The sequence below is a fragment of the Lacticaseibacillus absianus genome (assembly GCF_013407595.1).
GTDB lineage: Bacteria > Bacillota > Bacilli > Lactobacillales > Lactobacillaceae > Lacticaseibacillus > Lacticaseibacillus absianus.
In genome coordinates, this window is record NZ_JABEKX010000001.1 from 755,589 (window position 1) to 775,121 (window position 19,533).

Annotated in this window: 19 protein-coding genes; 12 read left to right on the forward strand and 7 right to left on the reverse strand. The window is 60.8% G+C overall.

The genetic code is table 11. The features are described 5' to 3' along the window. Positions 1-147 precede the first annotated feature (147 nt). Positions 148-1,026, reverse strand: a complete 879-nt coding sequence (locus tag HII33_RS03080) for an IS3 family transposase (RefSeq protein WP_343036822.1) — start codon at positions 1,024-1,026, stop codon at positions 148-150. Further along, positions 1,023-1,751: a helix-turn-helix domain-containing protein gene (locus HII33_RS03085; protein ID WP_179393824.1), complete on the reverse strand. Its 729-nt coding sequence runs from the start codon at positions 1,749-1,751 to the stop codon at positions 1,023-1,025. The genes HII33_RS03080 and HII33_RS03085 overlap by 4 nt, the downstream gene beginning before the upstream one ends. A 242-nt stretch (positions 1,752-1,993) precedes the next feature. Here HII33_RS03085 and HII33_RS03090 point away from each other — a divergent pair, with 242 nt between their 5' ends. After that, positions 1,994-2,863, forward strand: coding sequence for a DegV family protein (locus tag HII33_RS03090; RefSeq protein WP_179394329.1), 870 nt, complete (start codon positions 1,994-1,996; stop codon positions 2,861-2,863). 48 nt (positions 2,864-2,911) lie between these two features. Here the strand turns inward: HII33_RS03090 and HII33_RS03095 are convergent, their stop codons facing one another. From HII33_RS03095 to HII33_RS03105, 3 genes are all read right to left on the reverse strand, one after another. Further along, positions 2,912-3,547: a copper homeostasis protein CutC gene (locus tag HII33_RS03095; protein ID WP_179394330.1), complete on the reverse strand. Its 636-nt coding sequence runs from the start codon at positions 3,545-3,547 to the stop codon at positions 2,912-2,914. Positions 3,548-3,556: 9 nt separating this feature from the next. Continuing rightward, positions 3,557-4,378, reverse strand: coding sequence for an undecaprenyl-diphosphate phosphatase (locus HII33_RS03100; protein ID WP_179394331.1), 822 nt, complete (start codon positions 4,376-4,378; stop codon positions 3,557-3,559). 288 nt (positions 4,379-4,666) lie between these two features. Next, entirely contained in the window at positions 4,667-5,704 is a 1,038-nt protein-coding gene (locus HII33_RS03105) for a beta-propeller fold lactonase family protein (RefSeq protein ID WP_179394332.1), read from the reverse strand. Positions 5,705-5,833: 129 nt separating this feature from the next. Between HII33_RS03105 and HII33_RS03110 the strand changes: the two genes are divergently transcribed. Then, the gene (locus HII33_RS03110; RefSeq protein WP_179394333.1) at positions 5,834-6,205 is read left to right on the forward strand and encodes a PTS glucitol/sorbitol transporter subunit IIA; all 372 of its coding nucleotides are present in this window, start codon (positions 5,834-5,836) and stop codon (positions 6,203-6,205) included. A gap of 80 nt (positions 6,206-6,285) precedes the next feature. Here HII33_RS03110 and guaC read toward each other — a convergent pair whose 3' ends face one another. Then, positions 6,286-7,263, reverse strand: a complete 978-nt coding sequence (gene guaC, locus HII33_RS03115; protein WP_179394334.1) for a GMP reductase — start codon at positions 7,261-7,263, stop codon at positions 6,286-6,288. Between the two features lie 183 nt (positions 7,264-7,446). Beyond that, positions 7,447-8,394, reverse strand: a complete 948-nt coding sequence (locus tag HII33_RS03120; protein WP_179394335.1) for a magnesium transporter CorA family protein — start codon at positions 8,392-8,394, stop codon at positions 7,447-7,449. 70 nt (positions 8,395-8,464) lie between these two features. On the opposite strand from HII33_RS03120, the gene HII33_RS03125 reads away from it, so the two are divergent. From HII33_RS03125 to HII33_RS03170, 10 genes are all read left to right on the forward strand, one after another. Further along, positions 8,465-9,304, forward strand: a complete 840-nt coding sequence (locus HII33_RS03125; RefSeq protein WP_179394336.1) for a methyltransferase domain-containing protein — start codon at positions 8,465-8,467, stop codon at positions 9,302-9,304. 349 nt (positions 9,305-9,653) lie between these two features. After that, on the forward strand, positions 9,654-10,163 hold the full coding sequence (trmL, locus tag HII33_RS03130) for a tRNA (uridine(34)/cytosine(34)/5-carboxymethylaminomethyluridine(34)-2'-O)-methyltransferase TrmL (RefSeq protein ID WP_179394337.1): 510 nt from the start codon (positions 9,654-9,656) through the stop codon (positions 10,161-10,163). Positions 10,164-10,280: 117 nt separating this feature from the next. After that, entirely contained in the window at positions 10,281-10,676 is a 396-nt protein-coding gene (locus tag HII33_RS03135; RefSeq protein WP_179394338.1) for a DUF1149 family protein, read from the forward strand. A 146-nt stretch (positions 10,677-10,822) separates the two neighbouring features. Further along, complete coding sequence (locus HII33_RS03140; protein ID WP_179394339.1) at positions 10,823-13,135, forward strand: DNA translocase FtsK; 2,313 nt, start codon at positions 10,823-10,825, stop codon at positions 13,133-13,135. A 32-nt stretch (positions 13,136-13,167) separates the two neighbouring features. After that, complete coding sequence (yfmF, locus tag HII33_RS03145) at positions 13,168-14,430, forward strand: EF-P 5-aminopentanol modification-associated protein YfmF (RefSeq protein ID WP_179394340.1); 1,263 nt, start codon at positions 13,168-13,170, stop codon at positions 14,428-14,430. Continuing rightward, positions 14,427-15,725: an EF-P 5-aminopentanol modification-associated protein YfmH gene (gene yfmH / locus HII33_RS03150; RefSeq protein WP_179394694.1), complete on the forward strand. Its 1,299-nt coding sequence runs from the start codon at positions 14,427-14,429 to the stop codon at positions 15,723-15,725. Before yfmF ends, yfmH begins: the two co-directional genes overlap by 4 nt. Continuing rightward, entirely contained in the window at positions 15,722-16,450 is a 729-nt protein-coding gene (gene ymfI / locus HII33_RS03155; protein ID WP_179394341.1) for an elongation factor P 5-aminopentanone reductase, read from the forward strand. Before yfmH ends, ymfI begins: the two co-directional genes overlap by 4 nt. 117 nt (positions 16,451-16,567) lie before the next feature. Further along, on the forward strand, positions 16,568-17,467 hold the full coding sequence (locus HII33_RS03160; RefSeq protein WP_179394342.1) for a helix-turn-helix domain-containing protein: 900 nt from the start codon (positions 16,568-16,570) through the stop codon (positions 17,465-17,467). Then, on the forward strand, positions 17,464-18,039 hold the full coding sequence (gene pgsA, locus HII33_RS03165) for a CDP-diacylglycerol--glycerol-3-phosphate 3-phosphatidyltransferase (RefSeq protein ID WP_179394343.1): 576 nt from the start codon (positions 17,464-17,466) through the stop codon (positions 18,037-18,039). The genes HII33_RS03160 and pgsA overlap by 4 nt, the downstream gene beginning before the upstream one ends. 160 nt (positions 18,040-18,199) lie before the next feature. Then, a complete protein-coding gene (locus HII33_RS03170) occupies positions 18,200-19,453 on the forward strand; it encodes a competence/damage-inducible protein A (RefSeq protein WP_179394344.1) in 1,254 nt (417 codons plus the stop codon). Positions 19,454-19,533 lie beyond the last annotated feature (80 nt).

Consider the following 19,533-nt stretch of genomic DNA (forward strand, 5'->3'; position numbering starts at 1 on the left):
CCGCAGTTCGACATTCTAATGCAGGTCTGCCCGTCACTCGCTACGTTCGAGCGGGCAGAGCAAGCGTATCAGTATGGCCCCGTGTCAACCCTAAGTTCGGGTTGGCGCTGGTCCGCGTCAAGTAGACAGGTCAAATAATTAAAGTGCCTATGCAGTTTTCCTTACGGCATGATTCCGATATTCCATCGGGGTCATGCCGTTTAGTGTTTCTTGGCGGCGTTCGTAGTTATACCAGTTGATTGCCGCTTCGATACTCTTCATCATCTCAAGCTCGGACAAGCAGTGCTCAAAGGCGAACCACTCAACCTTAAGATGGCTCCACAGGCTCTCCATTGGGCTATTATCGCCAGGAGTGCCCGGCCGCGACATGCTGTGGATAATTCCTTCACCTGCTAAGCACGTGTTGTAGGTGCGCCCGGTGTACGCGGATCCTTGGTCACTATGCGTAATTTCTGGCCTGATGCCATTGTTGCTCTTGATGGCCAGCTTAATCGTCTTGGTGGTAAGCGCCGCGGTTTCGCTCGGTGCCACACACCAGGCGATCACGCTGTGATCATAGAGATCCTTCACGGCACTAAGCCGCAGTTTCTGTCTACCATCTTGACCGTAAGTGAGCTCGGAACAGTCGGTCACCCAGACTTTGTTGGCCGCGCTAGGGTGGAAGGCATGCCCCGCATCGACGGTGTACAGCTTGTTGGCTAGGAGGAACTCCTTCCTCTCGGCTCTGCGATCGTGCTTCGCTACACGGATAGAGGCTCGAATCCGTCCCTGACGCATGAGCCTGCGGACACGACCGTGACTCACGTGATAGGGTGTTTCCTTATTGATATACGTCACGAGCCGTTTGACCCCGAAGACATAGTGATGCTTTTCCTCAAGGGTCACGATGTAGGCCAGAATAGCCTGGTTCTCCCGTTCATGGGCCGTCACCTTACGATGCGTCCACTTGTAGTACGCTGCACGCGAGATACCCAGAAACCGGCATGTCTCACTGATGCCATAAAGCTGACCGGAGTCGGGATTCACTTCTTGCGCGAGTTGCTGAATGGCCTGATATTGCCTGTCTGATCGACATTCCCTCTTTCCAGTTCTTGGAGTTTTTTTAACACTGCGACCTCCGTTGACACACGGGTTAATCGTGCCTGTAGTCGCTTGTTCTCGAGCTTCAAACGCTCTACTTCAGTGAGCTGACCATTATCTTCCTTCGCCTTACCGCGGCGGTCTGCGAGGGCGGACTCACCACCTTGCTTGAACTTTTTGACCCATGCATAGACCTGTCCATACGAAACGTTGAACTGCTGGGTTGCGGCGACGTAGTCGTGTTCGTTGGCGATGGTCCATTGTGCGATCTCGACACGTTCGAGCTGCGTAGTCTTGCGTCCATCTTTCATTGGCTTGGCCCTCCCAGTGGCTTGTAGTGATTTACCACTAGTATACAGGGATACCCATTGACCGATGACGGTTTTACCCGGAATGCCGTAGGCAACAGCCAGCTGCCGAAAAGATGTGTTACCGGCTAGGTACTTCTGCACGACTTCTAGCTTGAACTCCCGAGAATACTGTTGGTTAGTATGCCTGGACTTAAGACCATCCATCCCATCAGCTGCGTAACGGTTTAACCACTGGTTGACCTGGTGGTGATCGATACCGTGTATCCTTTCCACTGCCTGTGAACTCCAGCCGCCCTCATTAACCAGACCAATGTAGAACAGTTTCTCTGCGGGCGTGTATCTTGAACCTATCCGGCCCATAAAAAAACTCCTTCCCAGGAAGGCAAGCTTTAATTATTTGCTTGTCTACCTAAGTAGGAGTATAGCCGTTTTCACGGGGCCATACTGATACGCTGGGCTAAAGTCGCGTTGGTGGGTAAAGGTTAAAAATGGTTAATGGCACAAAATGATAATGCCATTGACAGTGTTTTCTGGTATGCTGGACTCACGCCGAATTGGCGAATTCACCGCACCCGCTTGATGGGTGCAGGAGGGATGACCACATGTACCAGATCCTGACCGATACCGGCTGCGACTTGCCGCAGCAACTCCTGAACGACTATTCACTGCAGACCGTGCCGTTTCACTACACCGTCAACGGCGCGCTACACACGGACCAACTCGGCGATCGTCACAGCAACGACGCGGTGTATGCCGATCTTCACGCCGCTGCGCAAGTCTCGACCACGCAGATCAACGTCGGGGAGTATGTCGACTTCTTCGGCCCATTCGTCGAGGCGGGCACCCCGATCCTTTATATTGGCTTTTGCGGGGCGCTGAGCGGGTCGCTCGACAGCGCGCGCCAGGCGCGCACGCTCCTCAAAGACGCACACCCCGACGCCCAGATCGCGATCGTCGATTCCGTCGCGGCCAGCGGCGGGGAGGGGCTACTAGTGCTTGCAGCGGCAGCGCAGCAGCAAGCTGGGGCTAGTCTCGAGCAGGTCGTGAACTGGCTGGAGGCCAACAAGCTGCGCATGAATCATTGGGTGACTGTCTCGGATCTCGATCACCTCGTGCGTGGCGGTCGACTGCCGCGCGCCGTTGCCGCTTTGGGGGCGGTGCTCAACATCAAGCCGATGCTGGCGATCGACGCGCAAGGTAAGGTCGCCTTGGCCGGCAAGGTCCGCTCGCGCAAAAAGGCGCTGGCAACGCTGGCCGCCAAGGTGAATGCGGCCCTGGATGCGGTGCCGGACCAGCAAGTGATGGTCGCCAGCGCGGGGGATTGGCCCGCCGCCGATGAGGTCGTCGCCTTGATCCAAGCGGCGCACCCGGCCACTCAGGTGCTGGTGCGCCCAGTCAGCCTGACGATCGCCTGCCACACAGGCTACGGGTGCGTGGCCGTCTTCGCGATGACCCCAGCTGCCCGTGACTGAGACGCACAAGGCCCACACCCCTCAACAGGGGCGTGGGCCTTGTGCGTCTCAGTACTGGATCACCTTGGTGCCGTGGAACTCCTGCACGCCGAGTTGCGTCGCGAGCGCCTCAACGTTGGCGGCGGTGATACCGCCGCCGGGGAGGATCGCAAGTTTGCCGGCGGCCTGCTGGATCAAGGTCTGCAAGTGCGGCACGGTCGCATCGATCGGCGCCGTGAGTGGTCCGCCGTGCGTCAGGATGCGGGCGACGCCGTGGTCGGCGAGCCAGTCGATCGCAGCGGCTTGCTGCGCGGCGGGAATCGCGTCGAAGGCCATGTGCATGACCACGGTCATCCCGCCAGCTGCGGCGATCAGGTTTTCCATCGCCTCTTCATCCAGCCAGCCGGCGGGGGTCAAGGCGCCGAAGGTCACGGCGTCCACGCCGAGCGCTTGGGCTTCGAACAGGTCGGCCTCCATGATCTTGAGTTCGGTGTCGGTGTAGACAAAATCCCCGCCGCGCGGGCGGATCATGGCGACGACACTCGCGTCATGCTCGTGCGCGTACTGGGTGGTCTCTGCGAGGACACCGCGCGAGACGGTGGTGCCGCCGACGGCTAGGTTGTCGTTCAGTTCGATGCGGTGCGCACCGGCCGCGATGGCGGCGGGCACGTTGGTGAAGTTTTCAACACAGACTTCTTTGAGCATAAGCCCCTCCTAGATGAACAAGACGGCTAAGACGATCAGTCCCAACGCGATGCGATACCAGCCGAACGGCTTGAAGTCGTGCGTCTGGACGAACTTCAGCAGCCACTTGATCGCGATCACGGCGACGATGAAAGACACCAGCGTCCCGGTCAGCAGGATCGCCCACTGCTGACCGGTGAAGGTGTTCCCGTTCAGTAGGAACTTGCCGATCTTCAGGATCGAGACGCCGACCATGGTCGGGATCGCGAGGAAAAAGGAAAACTCGGTGGCCACGAACCGGCTGGTTCCCAGTAAGATCGCGCCGAGGATGGTCGCGCCGGAGCGGCTGGTGCCGGGGATGATCGACAAGGCTTGGAACAGGCCGATGAACAGGGCGGTCGACCACCCGAGATCCGCGAGGGTGGTGATCTTCGCGTTTTTACCCTTGAAGTGGTTCTCGATCACGATGAACAAGACCCCGTACAGGATCAGCGTGGTCGCGACGACGACGGGCGTGTGCAGGTGTTCATCCATCCAGTCATTGAGCGGCAGGCCGATGACGACCGATGGCAGCACCGCCAGGATCACCTTGGCCCACAGCAGCCAGATCGAGTCGCGTTCGGCGCGGGTCTTGCGCCAGTCCAGTGGGTTGAGTTTGTTGAAATACAGCAGGATCACGGCGAGGATCGCCCCGAACTGGATGACGTATTCGAACATCGCCATGAAGTCTTTCCCCTGGTCGATCGTGACGATCTGGCTGACCAAGTCGATGTGGCCAGTCGAGCTGATCGGAAGGAACTCGGTCAGCCCCTCGACGATCCCGATGACGATGGCTTTCAGTATGTCTAGCATGTTGTCCTCCTCAAAAAATCTCCAATGCTTTTAGTATACAAGGAAAGTCGGCGCGCGCCACCGGTCTCAAGTAAAATTTAGTGCTTCGTGGTCAAAGGCGCGACCAAAAAGTGGCCGAGAGATCATCAACGGCTCACGATAGATGCCCGACGATTCCAGAACAGGACGCGCCATCAAGCGACGCCCAGCGTATAAGTATGACCCCAGCAAAACCTAAGTTCAGGTTTTACTGGGGTCATGGTTATACGCTGGGCTAAAACCGCGTATGGCTGGCTCAGCCTCGTCGGGTCAGTCAGCCGGTAAGAAGACGACGTTGACCGCCTCTGGCGTGACGATGTCCTTTTGGCTCTCGGTCAAAAGACCGGTCTGCGGGTCGCGCCGGTACAGCGTGCCGTTGTCCGTGTTCTGGTTGACGGCTAGCAGATAGGTTTCGGTGAGATCGAGGTTGAAGTCGCGGGGGAATTCGCCTTCCGTCGACAGCTGCTGGATCTGGGTCAGACTCAAACCGTCTTCGGCGATCGCGTAGGCAGTCAGACTGTTGTGCCCGCGGTTAGACAGGTAGAGGAAGCGCCCGTCTTGGGTGATGCGCACGGCGGCCGCGCCGTTGTGCGCCGTCCAGTCTGCCGGGATCGTTTTTTGCGTCTGGCCTTGGGTGAAGGTGCCCGTGGCCTGGTCGTAGGTCAAGACCGCCACTTGGCTGGAAAGCTCGCCCAGCAGGTAAGCGATCGGGCGGGTCGGGTGGAAGACGAGGTGACGGGGACCGAAGCCCGGTGCCAGGGTCAGGACCGTCGGCGTGCCCAGGTGGCCGTCTTCGGCGACCGGGTAGGTGTAGACCTCATCGGTGCCTAGGTCGATGACCGCCAAACGTCCGTCTGGGGTCAGATCGGCGAAGTGCACATGGCTGGCGTCTTGTTCCGGCAGCGGGCCGTGGCCGTGGTGCTGCGCGACATCGACGTCTTTCAGGGTGTGGTCCGCGTTGATCTTGTAGACGTTGACGCGCCCTTCGTGGTAGTTGCTGGCAAACACGAGCTGACGGGATTCGTCGATCGAGATGTGGGCCGGACTGGACCCAGGGGCCAGCACTGTGTTTAGTACGGTCGGTTGGGCCCCGTTGAGGTCGACGGCGGCCACGCCACCCACGCCGTCACCTGCGTCAACGACGTATGCGACGTTGGCCTTGGAGACGGCCATGTAGGTGGGCGAGCCCAGGGTCTCGAGGTAAGGGGTCGGGGTGGTCAAGGTGCCGGTCGCGTCATCGAATGCCGCCCGGTACAGGCCTTTGCCAGTTTTGCGGGTGTACCCGCCAAGTAAGACGATTTGATTCACAATATTGCCTCCTAATCAAAGAGTGGACTGATCGTGTCCGCCCCCACAGTATACCATGGTTGGAAAGCGGATACGCGTGCAACTCAAAGCGTGGTAGAATGAAGTTAAACCACAGAAAGTAGGCACACTATGGATATTACTGCAACGATTAAGGCGATCGGCGAGTCGGCGCTGTCGCCGACCGACCCGCTCGTGATCCTGTTCGATGACTCCGCTACGCCGGCGCTGCGGGCAGTGACGTTGATCCAGCAGTTCGATGACCCCCAGGCGCAGCGCGACCTTGAGATGCAGGCCGGCGACACGCTGACGATCGATGGCGAAGACTTCGCGGTGACGGCCGTGGGCAAGCTCGCCAACGCGAACCTGCGAAGCATCGGCCACGTCGCGCTAGTCTTTGCGCCGCAGCCGGCCGTCGACCGACTCGAAAGCGCCCTGTACCTGAAGCCGACCAGCCGCCCGCACTTCACGGTCGGCACCACGCTGGTGTACCACACGCGCTGATCGCTGGACATCAAAAAGGCGAGACGCGGTGACCCAACTCTTGGGTGCGCTGCGTCTCGCCTTTTTTGGTCCGGTCACACTCAGTACTGATCGCCGTTGAAGATCGAATTCTTGACGATCACGTAGTCCACTTTGGTCAGTGCGCCGAGGTCGCGCCCGCCGGCGTAAGAGACGGCGGATTGCAGGTCTTCTTGCATCTCGATCAGTGTGTCTTTGATCGAGCCTTTGACCGGCAGGAGGATCTTCTTGCCTTCGACGTTGTGGTGCGCCCCTTTCTGGTATTCGGAGGCGGAGCCGAAGTATTCTTGGTACAGCGCGCCGTCGCGCTCGACTTGCTTGCCCGGCGTCTCTTCGTGGCCGGCAAACAGGGAGCCGATCATGCACAGGGTCGCGCCGAAGCGCAGGGACTTGGCGATGTCGCCGTTCGTGCGGATCCCGCCGTCAGTGATGATCGGCTTGCGCGCGGCCTTGGCGCACCAGCGCAAGGCCGCCAGCTGCCAGCCACCGGTACCGAAGCCCGTTTTGATCTTGGTGATGCAGACCTTCCCGGGGCCGATGCCGACTTTGGTCGCGTCGGCCCCGGCGTTTTCGAGCTCGCGCACGCCTTCGGGGGTCCCGACGTTGCCGGCGATCACGAAACTATCGGGCAGGTACTTCTTGATGTGCTGGATCATGTCGATCACCACTTGCGAGTGGCCGTGCGCGATGTCGATGGTGATGTACTCCGGGATGAGCTGGCGGCCGGCCAGCGCCTTGATGAAGCCGAACTCCTCATCTTTGACCCCGACGGAGATCGACGCGAACAGCCCCTTCGCGTGCATCGTCTCGACGAACTGCTGGCGCCGCTCCGGGTTGAAGCGGTGCATCACGTAGAAGTAGCCGTTGGCCGCGAGCCATTCGGCCAGTGGCTCGTCGATGATGGTCTGCATGTTCGCCGGGACGACCGGCAGCTTGAAGGTGCGGCCGCCGAACACCACGGTGGTGTCGACCTCTTTGCGTGAGCGTACGACGCACTTATTGGGGATCAGTTGAATGTCTTCGTAGTCAAAAATTTCCATAAGGCAAGGCGTCCTTTCGTAAAAACCGAACGATTCACTCGCTTGAGTGGGTACTTTTCGCACCAAGTCGAACTATACGGGGATTGTCGCAAAAAGTCAACTTTCAGCGCTAATATAAAAAAATCGTTCGGTTTTTCGAGTCGCTTGGGGTCAAAAAAAGCCGCTTGCCGCGGCCAGAGCAGATCAGAAGTACTTCTTGCGCCAGAACTGGAAGCCGAGCAGGATCGCGATGATCAGCGAGATCACGATCGTCACGATCCACGACACGTGCATGTTCGCCAGTGGAAGCTCGACGTTCATCCCGTAGAAGGAGAAGACCAGCGTGGGGATCGTCAGGATGATCGAGTATGACGTCAGGAACTTCATCACCCCGTTCATGTTGTTGTTGATGATGGAACTATAGGTGTCGGCGGTCTCGTTGATGATAGAGTTGGAGATCTGTGCCATTTCGGTCCCTTGCTGGTTTTCGATCAAAATGTCATCCAGCAGGTCCGCGTCGTCTTCGTTCAGGTGCAGCGGGTCGGTGCGCTGGATCTGTTGGAGCACGTTGCGGTCAGTTTTGAGGCTCATCATGAAGTAGACCAAGCCGCGTTGGATCCCCATCAAGGCGTAGAGTTCCTCGTTCTTCAGGTTGCTCTGCAGCTTGGTCTCCAGGGCTTCACGGGCCTTGTTGATGTCGCGCAGGTAGGAGAGGTAGGCGACAGTCGCCTTGTACATCATCAAGAGCGCAGCTTTGTTCTTGAGTTTCGGGTTGAAGCCCGGCACCCGGTTGTCGGCGAACAGGGCGAGCAGCGGCTGCTGCTTCATGTCGAGCGTGATGATCGCGGTGGTGGTGATGATCAAGGCCAGCGGGACCGTCTTGTAGACGATGCGCTGCTTGGCGTCTTGCTCGACGATCGGCATATCGAAGATGATCAGATGGGCATCGACGTCTTCGTCGTATTCGTAGCGCGCCCCTTCGTCAGGATCCAGGCCATAGAGCAGGAAGGATTCAGGGACACGCGCCTTTTTTTGAAGGCGCTGAAGTTCCGCAGGGGTCGGGTCGATCGCGTTGATCCAGACCCCCGCCTCGATTTTGTCTTGTGCCTTCAGCTGACCCACGGTATCATCGAATTTATAAGTCGAGAGCATGTCTTCCTCCTTCAGGCGTTTCTTATAGTCTACTTGAAAACATGCGCAGAATACAGCGAGGAGTGTGGACATGCGCAAAATCATGCAAAAATCGGCGTGGCTGAAGGCCCAAGGCCCCCTGGTCGCTTGCCCGGTCTGCCAGGCCGTGATGACCGTCAGCGAGACCAGTCTCGTCTGTGTGGCGGGCCACCGCATTGACTTGGCCAAGAAGGGCACCGCAAACTTCCTGAACAAGCCCGTGGCCACCGAGTACACCACACCGATGCTAGCCGCGCGTCGGCGCATCCTTGAGGCCGGTTTTTTTCACCCGTTCCTGACTGCGATCGCTGCGCAACTGCGCCCGAGCGACCGGTTGCTCGATGTGGGGTGTGGCGAAGGGACCCCGACGGCCACGCTGGCGGCGGGTGTCGCAGCGGCGGTCGGATTCGACATCTCGGCCCCGGCGATCCAGCTGACCGGGGGGCTGGACACCGCCGCATTCTTCTGCGTGGCCGACTTGGCGCGCTTGCCGTTTGGTGACGACACCTTCGATGTGCTCGTGGACTTGTTCTCGCCGGGCAACTACGCGGAATTCGACCGGGTGCTGCGCCCGGGGGGCCGCCTGTTCAAGGTGATCCCGGCGGCGAGTTATCTGCGCGAGCTGCGTGAAGGGCTGTACGGCGGGACCGATAAGGCGACCTACTCGAACGCACAGGTGCGCGAGCGCTTCCTTGTTCACTATCCCCGGACAACTGTTCGAGAGATAAATAACGACTTCGCCCTCACAAAGGCACAGTTCGCGGACTTGATGGCGATGACGCCGCTGTCGTGGCAGGCCCCGGCCGAACGGCGCGCGGCGATGCTTGAACACCCGCCGGCTAGCATGCACGTAGGGGTCGAATTGTTACAGGTCGATTATTGTGAAAAATAGGGTTGAATTCCTGAAACATGGGTGTTAAATTACTCTTAAGCATTTTTATTTCTGGCTTTTATCAGGGCTTGCTTTTGGGAAATTGATAAAAGTTAGCGATGGAAAGCTTCACTAACGTATCGTCTCGCCGTGCTTGACACCGAGGTGATGCGTTTTTTTGTGCCCGCGCGACGGCTGAGACGGCTTGCATGGCAGGCGTGACGGGTAGACACGCGTCAGACTGGGCGCGTTAGTGGGGCAGGCACCCAGTCGGATAGTGATCGTTGGGGGCCGACACCACGTTCTGGGGGCCGGGACAAACGCCCGCGGCCGTGCTACACTGGACCTTGAGTTTTTAGAGGAGGCCAACATGTCAAACCACATCGTATTATTCGAGCCGCTGATCCCGGCGAATACCGGGAACATCGCGCGGACCGCGGCGGCGACTGACAGCTACTTGCACTTGATTGAGCCGCTGGGGTTTGAGCTCGACGACAAGCACCTACGCCGGGCGGGACTGGATTACTGGCAGAGTGTCAAGGTTGTGATGCACCGATCACTAGCGGCGTTTATGGCGACCGTCCCGGACCAGCGGTACTTGTACCTAGTCTCCAAGTTTGCGGCGCAGACCTATTCGGATGTGGACTACAGTGATCCGACGGTCGAGCACTACTTCATGTTCGGTAAGGAAACGACCGGGCTACCGGAGCCGTTCATGCGCGCGAACCCCGAGAAGGCCGTCCGGATCCCGATGACGGACAATGTGCGGGCGCTCAACTTATCGAATTGCGCGGCGCTCGTGGTCTACGAGGCCTTGCGGCAACAAGCCTTCGCCGGCTTGGAGCGGGTGCACGCGTACCCGCACGATAAACTGAAGTGACCCTGCTTGGATGAGGGCGGCGGGGACCTCTCTATAGAAGCCCGTGCATGCCCAGTCGGCGGTTGTTTTTGCCGGCCAAGATTGAGATACTGGACGCAGACCCACAGGAGGTGCGACATGGCATTCAAACAACTGAGCCTGACGGTCAAGTCGTTTCACTTCGACTTGACCCCGCAGGGCGGCGACGCGACGCAGGACATTCAAGTCGCGATGCGGCAGGTCGAACCCAACGACTCGACGCGCAAAGCGGCACTGGCACAAGGGCATATGTTCGAGGTCCTCGTGCCCTTCACGATCCGGCCTGCCGGCTACGGGTTCCAGGTCGCCGGCGAGATCTCGCTGTTCGTTCAGACGCTGGATTATTTCGGCGCGGCGCAAGACTTGCCGCAAGCGGAACTGGCGCAGATCTCACAGCCGGCGATCGCCAAGATCCAGTCGCTGACTTACGACGTGACCCGGTCGATCACCGGAGAGGGTGTGCAACTGAACTTCCAGCCGGCAACCAGCCGGTGACCACTGAGGGGCGGGGCTTGTGCCGACGGGGATGACCGACGGCCAGGCCCCGCTGTGCGTGATGCGTTGGCCCAGAGTTCGTGTATAATAGGAGCGTTGAGCCCGGAGAGCAAGGGCCCGCACGCTTGACGCAAGGAGGAGAAACGATGGCAGCGCGACGCAAGACCACGACAAAGAGGCGGCCGAGTCGGCCGGGAAACAAAAAAACTGACCACACCATCAACTGGATCGGGTGCGGTTTCTTAGTCGTGGCGCTTCTGGCCTTTTTCCGGCTGGGGCTGATCGGGACCCTGCTGGCCAACTGTCTGCGGCTTGTGGTCGGCAACGCCTACTTGGTCGCGGCAGTTGGGCTGGCCGGCTTAGGCCTGTGGCTTTTGGCCACCGGCAAACTGCCGGTGATCGGCAAGCGTTACTGGGGCGGTACGGCGTTGATCAGCGCCGGGGCCGTCGGGTTACTGACCGGCGCGACGATGAAGGTGCTCGCCGTTCACAGCCACTACCTGCTGACGACCTGGCGCCTACTCAAAAACGACTTTGCGCGCGGCACTTCGGCGTCTGACGTCGGCGGTGGCCTGCTGGGTGGCGGCCTGTTCAACCTGCTTGCGCCGCTTCTCAGTGAGATCGGCGCGAAGCTCCTCTTGGGCGTGGTGGTCTTGATCGGGCTCGCCATCGTGGTCGGGATCACCCCGGCGCAGTTCTTTGCGGCCTGTCAGTGGGGCGCCAAGAAGGTCGGCGCGCTCGGTACGTGGATCCAGGCCAAGGTGCACGACTGGCAAGCGCGACCGCGGACGGTGCGGCCTGCACCGACGCCGGCAGCGGGGACCCCAGCGCCGAGTGACGCGCAGCCTGCGCCATCTGCGGACCCGGCGGATAAGGGGCTACCTGACCCGTTGCCCCAAGATGACTTTCAGATCAACACACCACCGGTGGCCAGCAGTCAGGCGCCAGTGTCAAGTCAGTCTGAGCCACGAGCCGAGGCGCGCCCGGCCCCAGAACAGCAGGACCTTGAGTTGGACCTCGACCTCGACGACCCTGAGCCGGACGCGGCGGCGGATTACCAACTGCCCTCGATGGACCTGTTGAGTGCGGTGCCTCCAGCGGATCAGTCGGTAGAAGTTGAGCAGATCAAGCAAAACCGCGTCAAACTGAAGCAGACGCTAGAGAGTTTTGGGGTCAACGTGACGGTCAAGTCCGCCACGTTAGGGCCGAGCATCACGCAGTACGAGATCCAGCCGGCGGTCGGGGTCAAAGTCGCCAAGATCGTCAACCTCGCCGATGACCTCGCGTTAGCTTTAGCCGCCAAGGATATCCGCATCGAGGCCCCGATCCCGGGCAAGCCGCTGATCGGTATCGAGGTGCCGAACTCGACGATCGCCACGGTCGGCTACCGGGAGGTGTTGGCCAACACGCCGCCGCACCCGGGCAAGCCACTGGTGATCCCGCTGGGGAAGGACGTCTCGGGGCACGTGCTGACTTTCGATCTGACGAAGATGCCGCACTTGCTGATCGCCGGGGCGACCGGGAGCGGGAAGTCAGTGATGATCAACGTGATCATCACCAGTATCCTGATGACGACCAAGCCGACCGAGGTTCGGCTGATGCTGATCGATCCGAAGCGTGTGGAGCTGTCGGTGTACAACGGGGTCCCGCACTTGCTGACCCCGGTGGTGACGGAAGCCAAAAAGGCCCCGTCTGCGCTCAATAAGGTGCTGGCCGAGATGGACAAGCGCTACCAGGCGTTCTCCGACAACGGGGTGCGCAACATGACCGAGTTCAACCACAAGGCCGCCGAAACGGCGACACTGACGCGCATGCCGTATATCGTCGTGATCGTCGACGAGCTGTCTGACTTGATGATGGTCGCCGGCAATGAGGTCGAAACGGCGATCGTCCGCCTGGCCCAGATGGCCCGGGCGGCGGGGATCCACATCATCATCGCAACGCAACGGCCATCTGTGGATGTCATCACCGGGCTGATCAAGGCCAACGTCCCGAGCCGCATCGCCTTTGCGGTGTCCAGCGGGGTCGACTCCCGCACGATCCTCGACAGCAACGGTGCGGAGACCTTACTGGGTCGCGGCGACATGCTGTATGACCCGATCGACGCCAGCAAGCCGGTCCGGATCCAAGGCGCGTTCATCCCGTCTGAAGACGTGGAGGCGGTGGTCAGTGCGATCACGGCCCAGGTCGCGCCGGCTTACGACGAAGACATGGCCCCAAGCGAAGTTGAGGTGGATGGGGCGGCCGGCGAGTCGGAAGACGAGCTGTACGACGACGCCAAGCAGTTTGTGCTGCAACAAGGCAGCGCATCGACGTCGATGCTACAGCGGCGCTTCCGGATCGGCTACAACCGCGCTGCCCGGCTGATCGATGATCTGGAAGCCAATCAGATCGTCGGGCCGGCGGACGGTTCGCGGCCCCGCAAGGTTTATGGGGCCGAGTCTGACCCCACCCAATGACGCGGATGCGAGACAATAAAGGAGTAGATCGTTTGCGAATCGAACTGACCTCGGGTGTTCACCTGAATGTGCTGCCCACGACCAAGTTCAAGACGACCCGTCTGGCGGTGCACTTTATCGCCCCGGCAGACCCGACCACATACGCCGCGCGCACGCTGTTGACCAGCGTGTTGGAGACCAGCAGCGCTACTTACCCGACCCAAGCTGACTTGTCGGCGGCCTTGGAGACCCTGTACGGGGCCAACTTCGGCATCGGCGTCGCCAAAGACGGCGCCACGCACCGGGTGACGGCCACGCTTGACGTGGTCGATTCGGCGCTGGTCGAGCAACCGCTGTTGGCCGCTGCCTGCCAGTTTCTCGGTGAGGTGCTGATGCGGCCGCTGCTGGTGGCCGGCGGCTTCGATCCGGCAGTCGTCGCGCGCGAGCGGCACAACCTTGTCGAGTACCTGAACAGCTTGGATGAAGACCGCCAGTTGCAGGCCAGCCTGGCCGCCCAAGCGCTGTACTTCACCGGGGACGCCGCACAAGCGACGCCCAGCTTTGGGCTTGCCGCAGACGTTGCCGCGTTAGACGGGGCGGCGCTGATGGCCGCCTATCGCCAGTTGATGACAGTCGATCAAGTTGAGATCGTCGTCTTGGGCGACGTGCAACCGGCGGCCGTGACTGACCTGATCGCAGGGCTCGGCTTGACGCCGCGCAACCCCCAGCCACTGACGCTGACGGTCGATCGGCCGCAGACGGCGCGCGTGCAGACCCGCGTCGAGACCGCCGCCGTCAACCAGGCGAAGCTTGATCAGTGCTACCACGCGGCCGTTGACCTCTATGGCCCGCAGTACTATCCAGCGCTGGTCGCAGTGGAGCTGTTCGGTGGCTCGCCGCTGTCGTTCTTGTTCACCGACGTGCGCGAGAAGGCCAGCCTGGCGTATTATGCCAGCGCCACGCTCGATCCCTTCCGCCACCTGATGATGGTGCAGACCGGCATCGACGGCGCCGATGCGGACCGCGTGCGGGCACTGATCGCGGCGCAACTGACGAAGGTGCAGTCTGGGGACTTCAGCGATGACCGCTTGCAAGCGATCAAGGACGGGCTGCTCAATGGCCGCCAGATCGCGTACGATTCACCGCGGTTCCTGGCGCGACAGGGCCTGCTGCATGGCTTGATCGCCGCGCACCAGATGGCGTATGAAGACTATGCCGCCCGCGTGCAGGCGGTCACCAAGGCCGATGTGCAGGCGGCGGCCGCCAGCCTGGTGCTGCAGGCGGATTACCTGTTGACAGATAAGGAGGCGAACTGATGCGCCAAGCATACCCGGAAGTATCCGAGACGCTGATCACCCACACACTGGCGAACGGCCTGCGGGTGTTGATCGTGCCCAAGCCTGATTTTCACGAGACCTACGCGCAGTTCGCCGTCGATTACGGTGGGATCGACACCCGCTATGTGCCGCTGGGCGGCACTGAGATGGTGCAAGACCCTGAGGGCATCGCCCATTTTTTGGAGCACAAGTTGTTCGAAAAAGCCGACCACGATGCCTTCGACCTGTTCGGGGCCACTGGAGCATCCGCGAATGCTTTCACTGGGGCGACGACCACGGCCTACCTGTTTTCGACTAGTCAGGCCGTGGCGCAGAACCTGACGACCCTGCTTGATTTTGTCCAGGATCCGTACTTCACGGCCCAGACCGTGGCGAAGGAGAAGGGGATCATCGGTCAGGAGATCCAGATGTACCAGGACGCCCCTGGGTGGCGGCTCTACTACGGGATCCTGGGTAACCTGTACCCGGAGCACCCGGTCGCCCACGACGTCACCGGGACCTTGGCATCCATCGACCAGATCACCCCTGAGGCGCTGCACACCGCGTACCGGACCTTCTATCAGCCGAGCAACATGACCCTGACGCTGGTCGGGCCCGTCGAGCCCGACGCGATCATCGCCTTGATCGAGGCGAATCAGGCGGCCAAGACCTTCGCACCAGCGACGCCGATCACGCGCGGGGTCGCCTTCGACGGCGCCATCGACGCGATCTTGCCGTACCGCGCCTTGACCCTGCCTGTCGTGCGGCCGAAGAGCGCCGTGGGCCTGAAAGGGCAACGGGACCTCGCCGGCGATGTCGCGGGGACGCGCTACCAGGTGGCCGTGCGCTTGCTACTGGAGATGCTGTTCGGGGATTCGTCGCCGCTGTATCAGCAGTGGTACGATGCCGGTCTGATCGACGACTCGTTTGATTACGACTTTCAAGTCGCGCGCACGTTCAATTACGTCACCTTCGCCGGGGATACGGCGGACCCACAAGCACTGTCCGACGCGATCGTCACCGTGCTGGCGCGCGGGGGCGATCAGCCTAGCCTGACCGAGGACCGCTTTGCACGCCTGAAGCGCGCCGGGCTCGGCAAGTATTACCAGTCACTGAACTCGCTGGAGCGGATGGCTGGGCAGCTCAGCGCGCAGAGCTTCACAGCAGTCAACGCGTTCGAACTCGCCGACTTGATGCGGGCGGTGACCTTAGACGAGCTGCGGGCGATCGCCACTGAGTTGTTCGATCTGCAAGCAGTCTCAGTCTGCCACGTCCTGCCAGAGGTGACCGCATGAGGCGCTGGGCGCTGATCATCGGCGCCAGCGGTGACATCGGGCGCACGGTGGCCCAGCAGCTGGCGGCTTCGGGGTGGTCGCTCGTGTTGCACTACCACGCGCACGGCGAGCGGGTGGCTGCTTTGATCGAGACCTGTCAAGCCGAGTACCCCGCCCAGGACTTTATGTCACTACAGTACGACCTGACCGATCCGGATCACCTCGATCAGGTCGTCTCGCAGCTGTTCGCGCTAGATGCAGTGGTCTTCGCCGCCGGCCAGACCGTGTATCACCTGTTCAAGGAGACGACGGTCACCGAGCTGACCGCACTGATGCGCGTGCACCTGTTGACCCCGATGGCGCTTCTGACACGCCTGCAGGATAAGTTGGCCCGCAACGGCAGTGGGCGCGTCGTCTTCATCGGTTCGGTGTACGGCGGGAGTGGGAGCGCAATGGAGGTCGCCTACAGTACGGTCAAAGGTGGGCAGTCCGCCTTCGTGCACGCCTATGCCAAGGAGGTCGCGAGCCTCGGGATCACGGTCAACGTGATCGCCCCCGGGGCGGTGGCCACCAAGATGAACGCGATGTTCGATCCGGCGACACTGGCGGCGGTGCAGGCGGATATCCCCGCGGGTCGGTTTGCCGAACCGGCCGATATCGGGTATTATGTCCGCATGCTCCTCGACCCAGCGGCCGCTTATCTGACCGGTCAGACGTTATATGTCACCGGCGGATGGTTGCAGTGACTAGCTTGCGGTGTGCGACACGTGTTTTTTCGGCCTAACAATTTCTTAATTCATCAGTACTAGGATTCATGCTATACTGAAAATGAACACAAAAAGACTAGCGGGTGAAGAAAACAAATGGACGAAATTGGGCAAAAATTGCGGGCGGCCCGGCTTGAAAAAGGGTACACCCTAGACGACCTTCAGCAGATCACTAAGATCCAGAAGCGTTATTTGATCGCGATCGAAGAAGGCCGCTTCGATGCGCTTCCTGGCGATTTTTACGTGCGCGCTTTCATCAAGCAGTACGCAGAGACCGTGGGGCTCGATAGCGACTCGTTATTGATGCAATTCCAACAAGACATTCCGGACACTCAACCGCAAGAGTACGTCGAACAGTCGGTGGAGAACAAGACCCGCGCGACTCGGGCCGTGACCAACAGCCCGGCTAACAAATTGCGCAAGCACGGGTTCCAGATCGCCATCGTCGGGCTAGCCATCGTTCTGCTCGCTGGGGCCTACTTCCTGACGTGGAAGTACAACCAATCCCCGAAGCAGACCGTGCCGACAGACAACGCGACGGTCTCGATCTCCTCGACGAAGGATGACAGTCGTAGCAGTTCGAAAAAGAGCGAATCCAGCAAACAGTCCAGTAAGCAGTCGTCGAGCTCGAGCAAAAAGGCGACGCTGAGCGTTGACGTCGCTGCGTCGAGCACCAGTGTGCAGACCGCAACGCTGAAGGATCTGCCGGCCACCGGCAACAAGGTCACGCTGACGGCGACCGATAGCGCGGCGTGGGTCGCGGTGCTCGTCAACGACGCGACGGTCTGGCAAGGGACACTGCAGCCCGGCGGGTCCCACACTTACGACCTGCCAGATGGCACGACGGCCTTCTCGGTCCGCTCCGGGAACATGCCGGTGACGACGATCAAGATCAATGATACGTTGGTGGACGCGACGAATGGAACGCGCATCGTGCGCACGATCCAGTTCACCGCAGACGCGACGCAGACAGAAAGTACAGGTGACAACGAGTGAATTTGCCCAACAAGCTGACGATGGTGCGGATGATCCTGATCCCCGTCTTCACGCTTTTGCTTGTGTTGGATTGGCCAACCGGTGCCGTGACTCTCGGGAGCACGGCGATCCCATGGAGCTGGGTGGTCGGCACGATCATCTTCGTCGGGGCCTCTTTGACAGACTTTGCGGACGGTCAGATCGCACGGCGCAACCACTTGGTGACCAACTTCGGCAAATTCGCGGACCCGCTGGCGGATAAACTGCTGGTGATGACGGCCTTCATCTTCCTGACCGCGCGCGGGACCGTACCGGCGTGGGGCACAGCCATCATCCTGTGGCGGGAGCTCGCTGTGACTGGCCTGCGCCTGTTGCTCGCCAACGGGGGTGAGGTGATGGCCGCCGCGTGGCCGGGCAAGATCAAGACGGCGACGCAGATGTTTGCCATCATCTTTTTGATGATGAGTGACTTTGGCCTCACGGTGCCGATCGGCCTGACCCTGTTTTATATCGCGGTGTTCTTCACCCTGTATTCGGGGATCGAGTATTTCTACAAGAACCGCGGCGTTTTCGCCGATTCGTTCGGCAACTGAATCAAGACAATCGGGGTGCACGACTGGGCACCCTTTTTTGATGCGCCGGGGCTCATCGCGCCCGTCCGGGGGCTGCTCGGCGGAGGGGGCCACCGTTTTCACCGGTGCGGGCAGGTGGTAAACTGGGGCGGTAACGTAATCTAATGATGGGGTGACCAAAATGCAAGCAGAACTGATCGCGGTAGGCACAGAGCTCCTGTTAGGCCAGATCGTCAACACGAACGCCAGCTTCCTTGCGCGCCAGCTGGCCGACCTGGGCATCGACAGCTTGAATCAGCAGGTCGTTGGCGATAACGCGGCGCGATTGGACGCTGCGATCGCACAAGCGGCATCGCGTGCGGACCTGATCGTCTTGATCGGCGGGCTCGGCCCGACGGCAGACGATCTGTCCAAGCAAGTGCTCGCCGCCCACCTTGGGGTACCGTTGGCGACGGATGATGCTGCTTTGGCGAAGTTGGCTGCTTACGCCGACCAGTGGCAGCGGCCGTTGACGCCGAACAACCGGGTCCAGGCGATGTATCCGGCCGGCGCAACGGTGCTGCCGAACGCGGTCGGTCTGGCGGTCGGCGCGGTGAGTCGCGTCGGCGCACGCCGTTACGTGTTGCTCCCGGGGCCGCCGAAGGAGTTCGAGCCGATGGTGCTGACCCAGTTGGTCCCGCTGCTGATGCAGGCGTTGGGTCAACATGACGTGTTGCAGAGCCGGGTCTTGCGCTTCTTCGGGATCGGTGAGTCGCAGCTGGTCACCGAGCTTGCGGATCTGATCGCGGCGCAGACCAACCCGACGCTGGCGACGTACATCAAAGACCAGGAAGTCACGCTGCGCCTGACTGCGCGGGCGGCGAGCGCCGCGGCCGCAGACGCGTTGATCGATCCGGTCGAGGCGCGCGTTCAAGCACGGGTCGGTCAATACTTCTACGGCTACGGGGACGAGAATAGCCTGGCCCAGGAAGTGGTCGCCGCGCTGGCGGCGCAAGGCTTGCAGCTGACGGCGGCGGAAAGCTTGACTGCCGGCGCCTTACAGGCCAGTCTGGGCACCGTCCCGGGCGTTTCGGCGTGGTTTCAAGGCGGGTTCGTCACCTACGCGAATGCGACCAAGGCGAGCATGCTGGGGTTGGATCAGGCGGTGATCGATGCCGATGGGGCGGTCAGCGAAGCGACGGCTAAGGCGATGGCAGCCGGCGCGTTGCGCCAAGTCGACGCCGATATCGCCGTTAGTTTGACCGGCGTGGCCGGACCGGGTCCCAACGAGGGCCAGCCGGCCGGGACGACTTGGGTGGGGCTGGCACAGCGCGGTCAGGCCCCGACGGCGACGCTGTACCACTTCCCCGGGGACCGGCAGGCCGTCCGCAACCGGGCGGTGAAGACCGGTTTGTTCACGGTGTTGCGGGCCTTGCAGGCAGCTGCTGTCCAATGAGAACGTTTGTTCGATTTTTGCTTGCACTTCCCGCCGCGCTCTTGTACACTAGTCGTTAGACAAACCTGATTGGAGGGTTC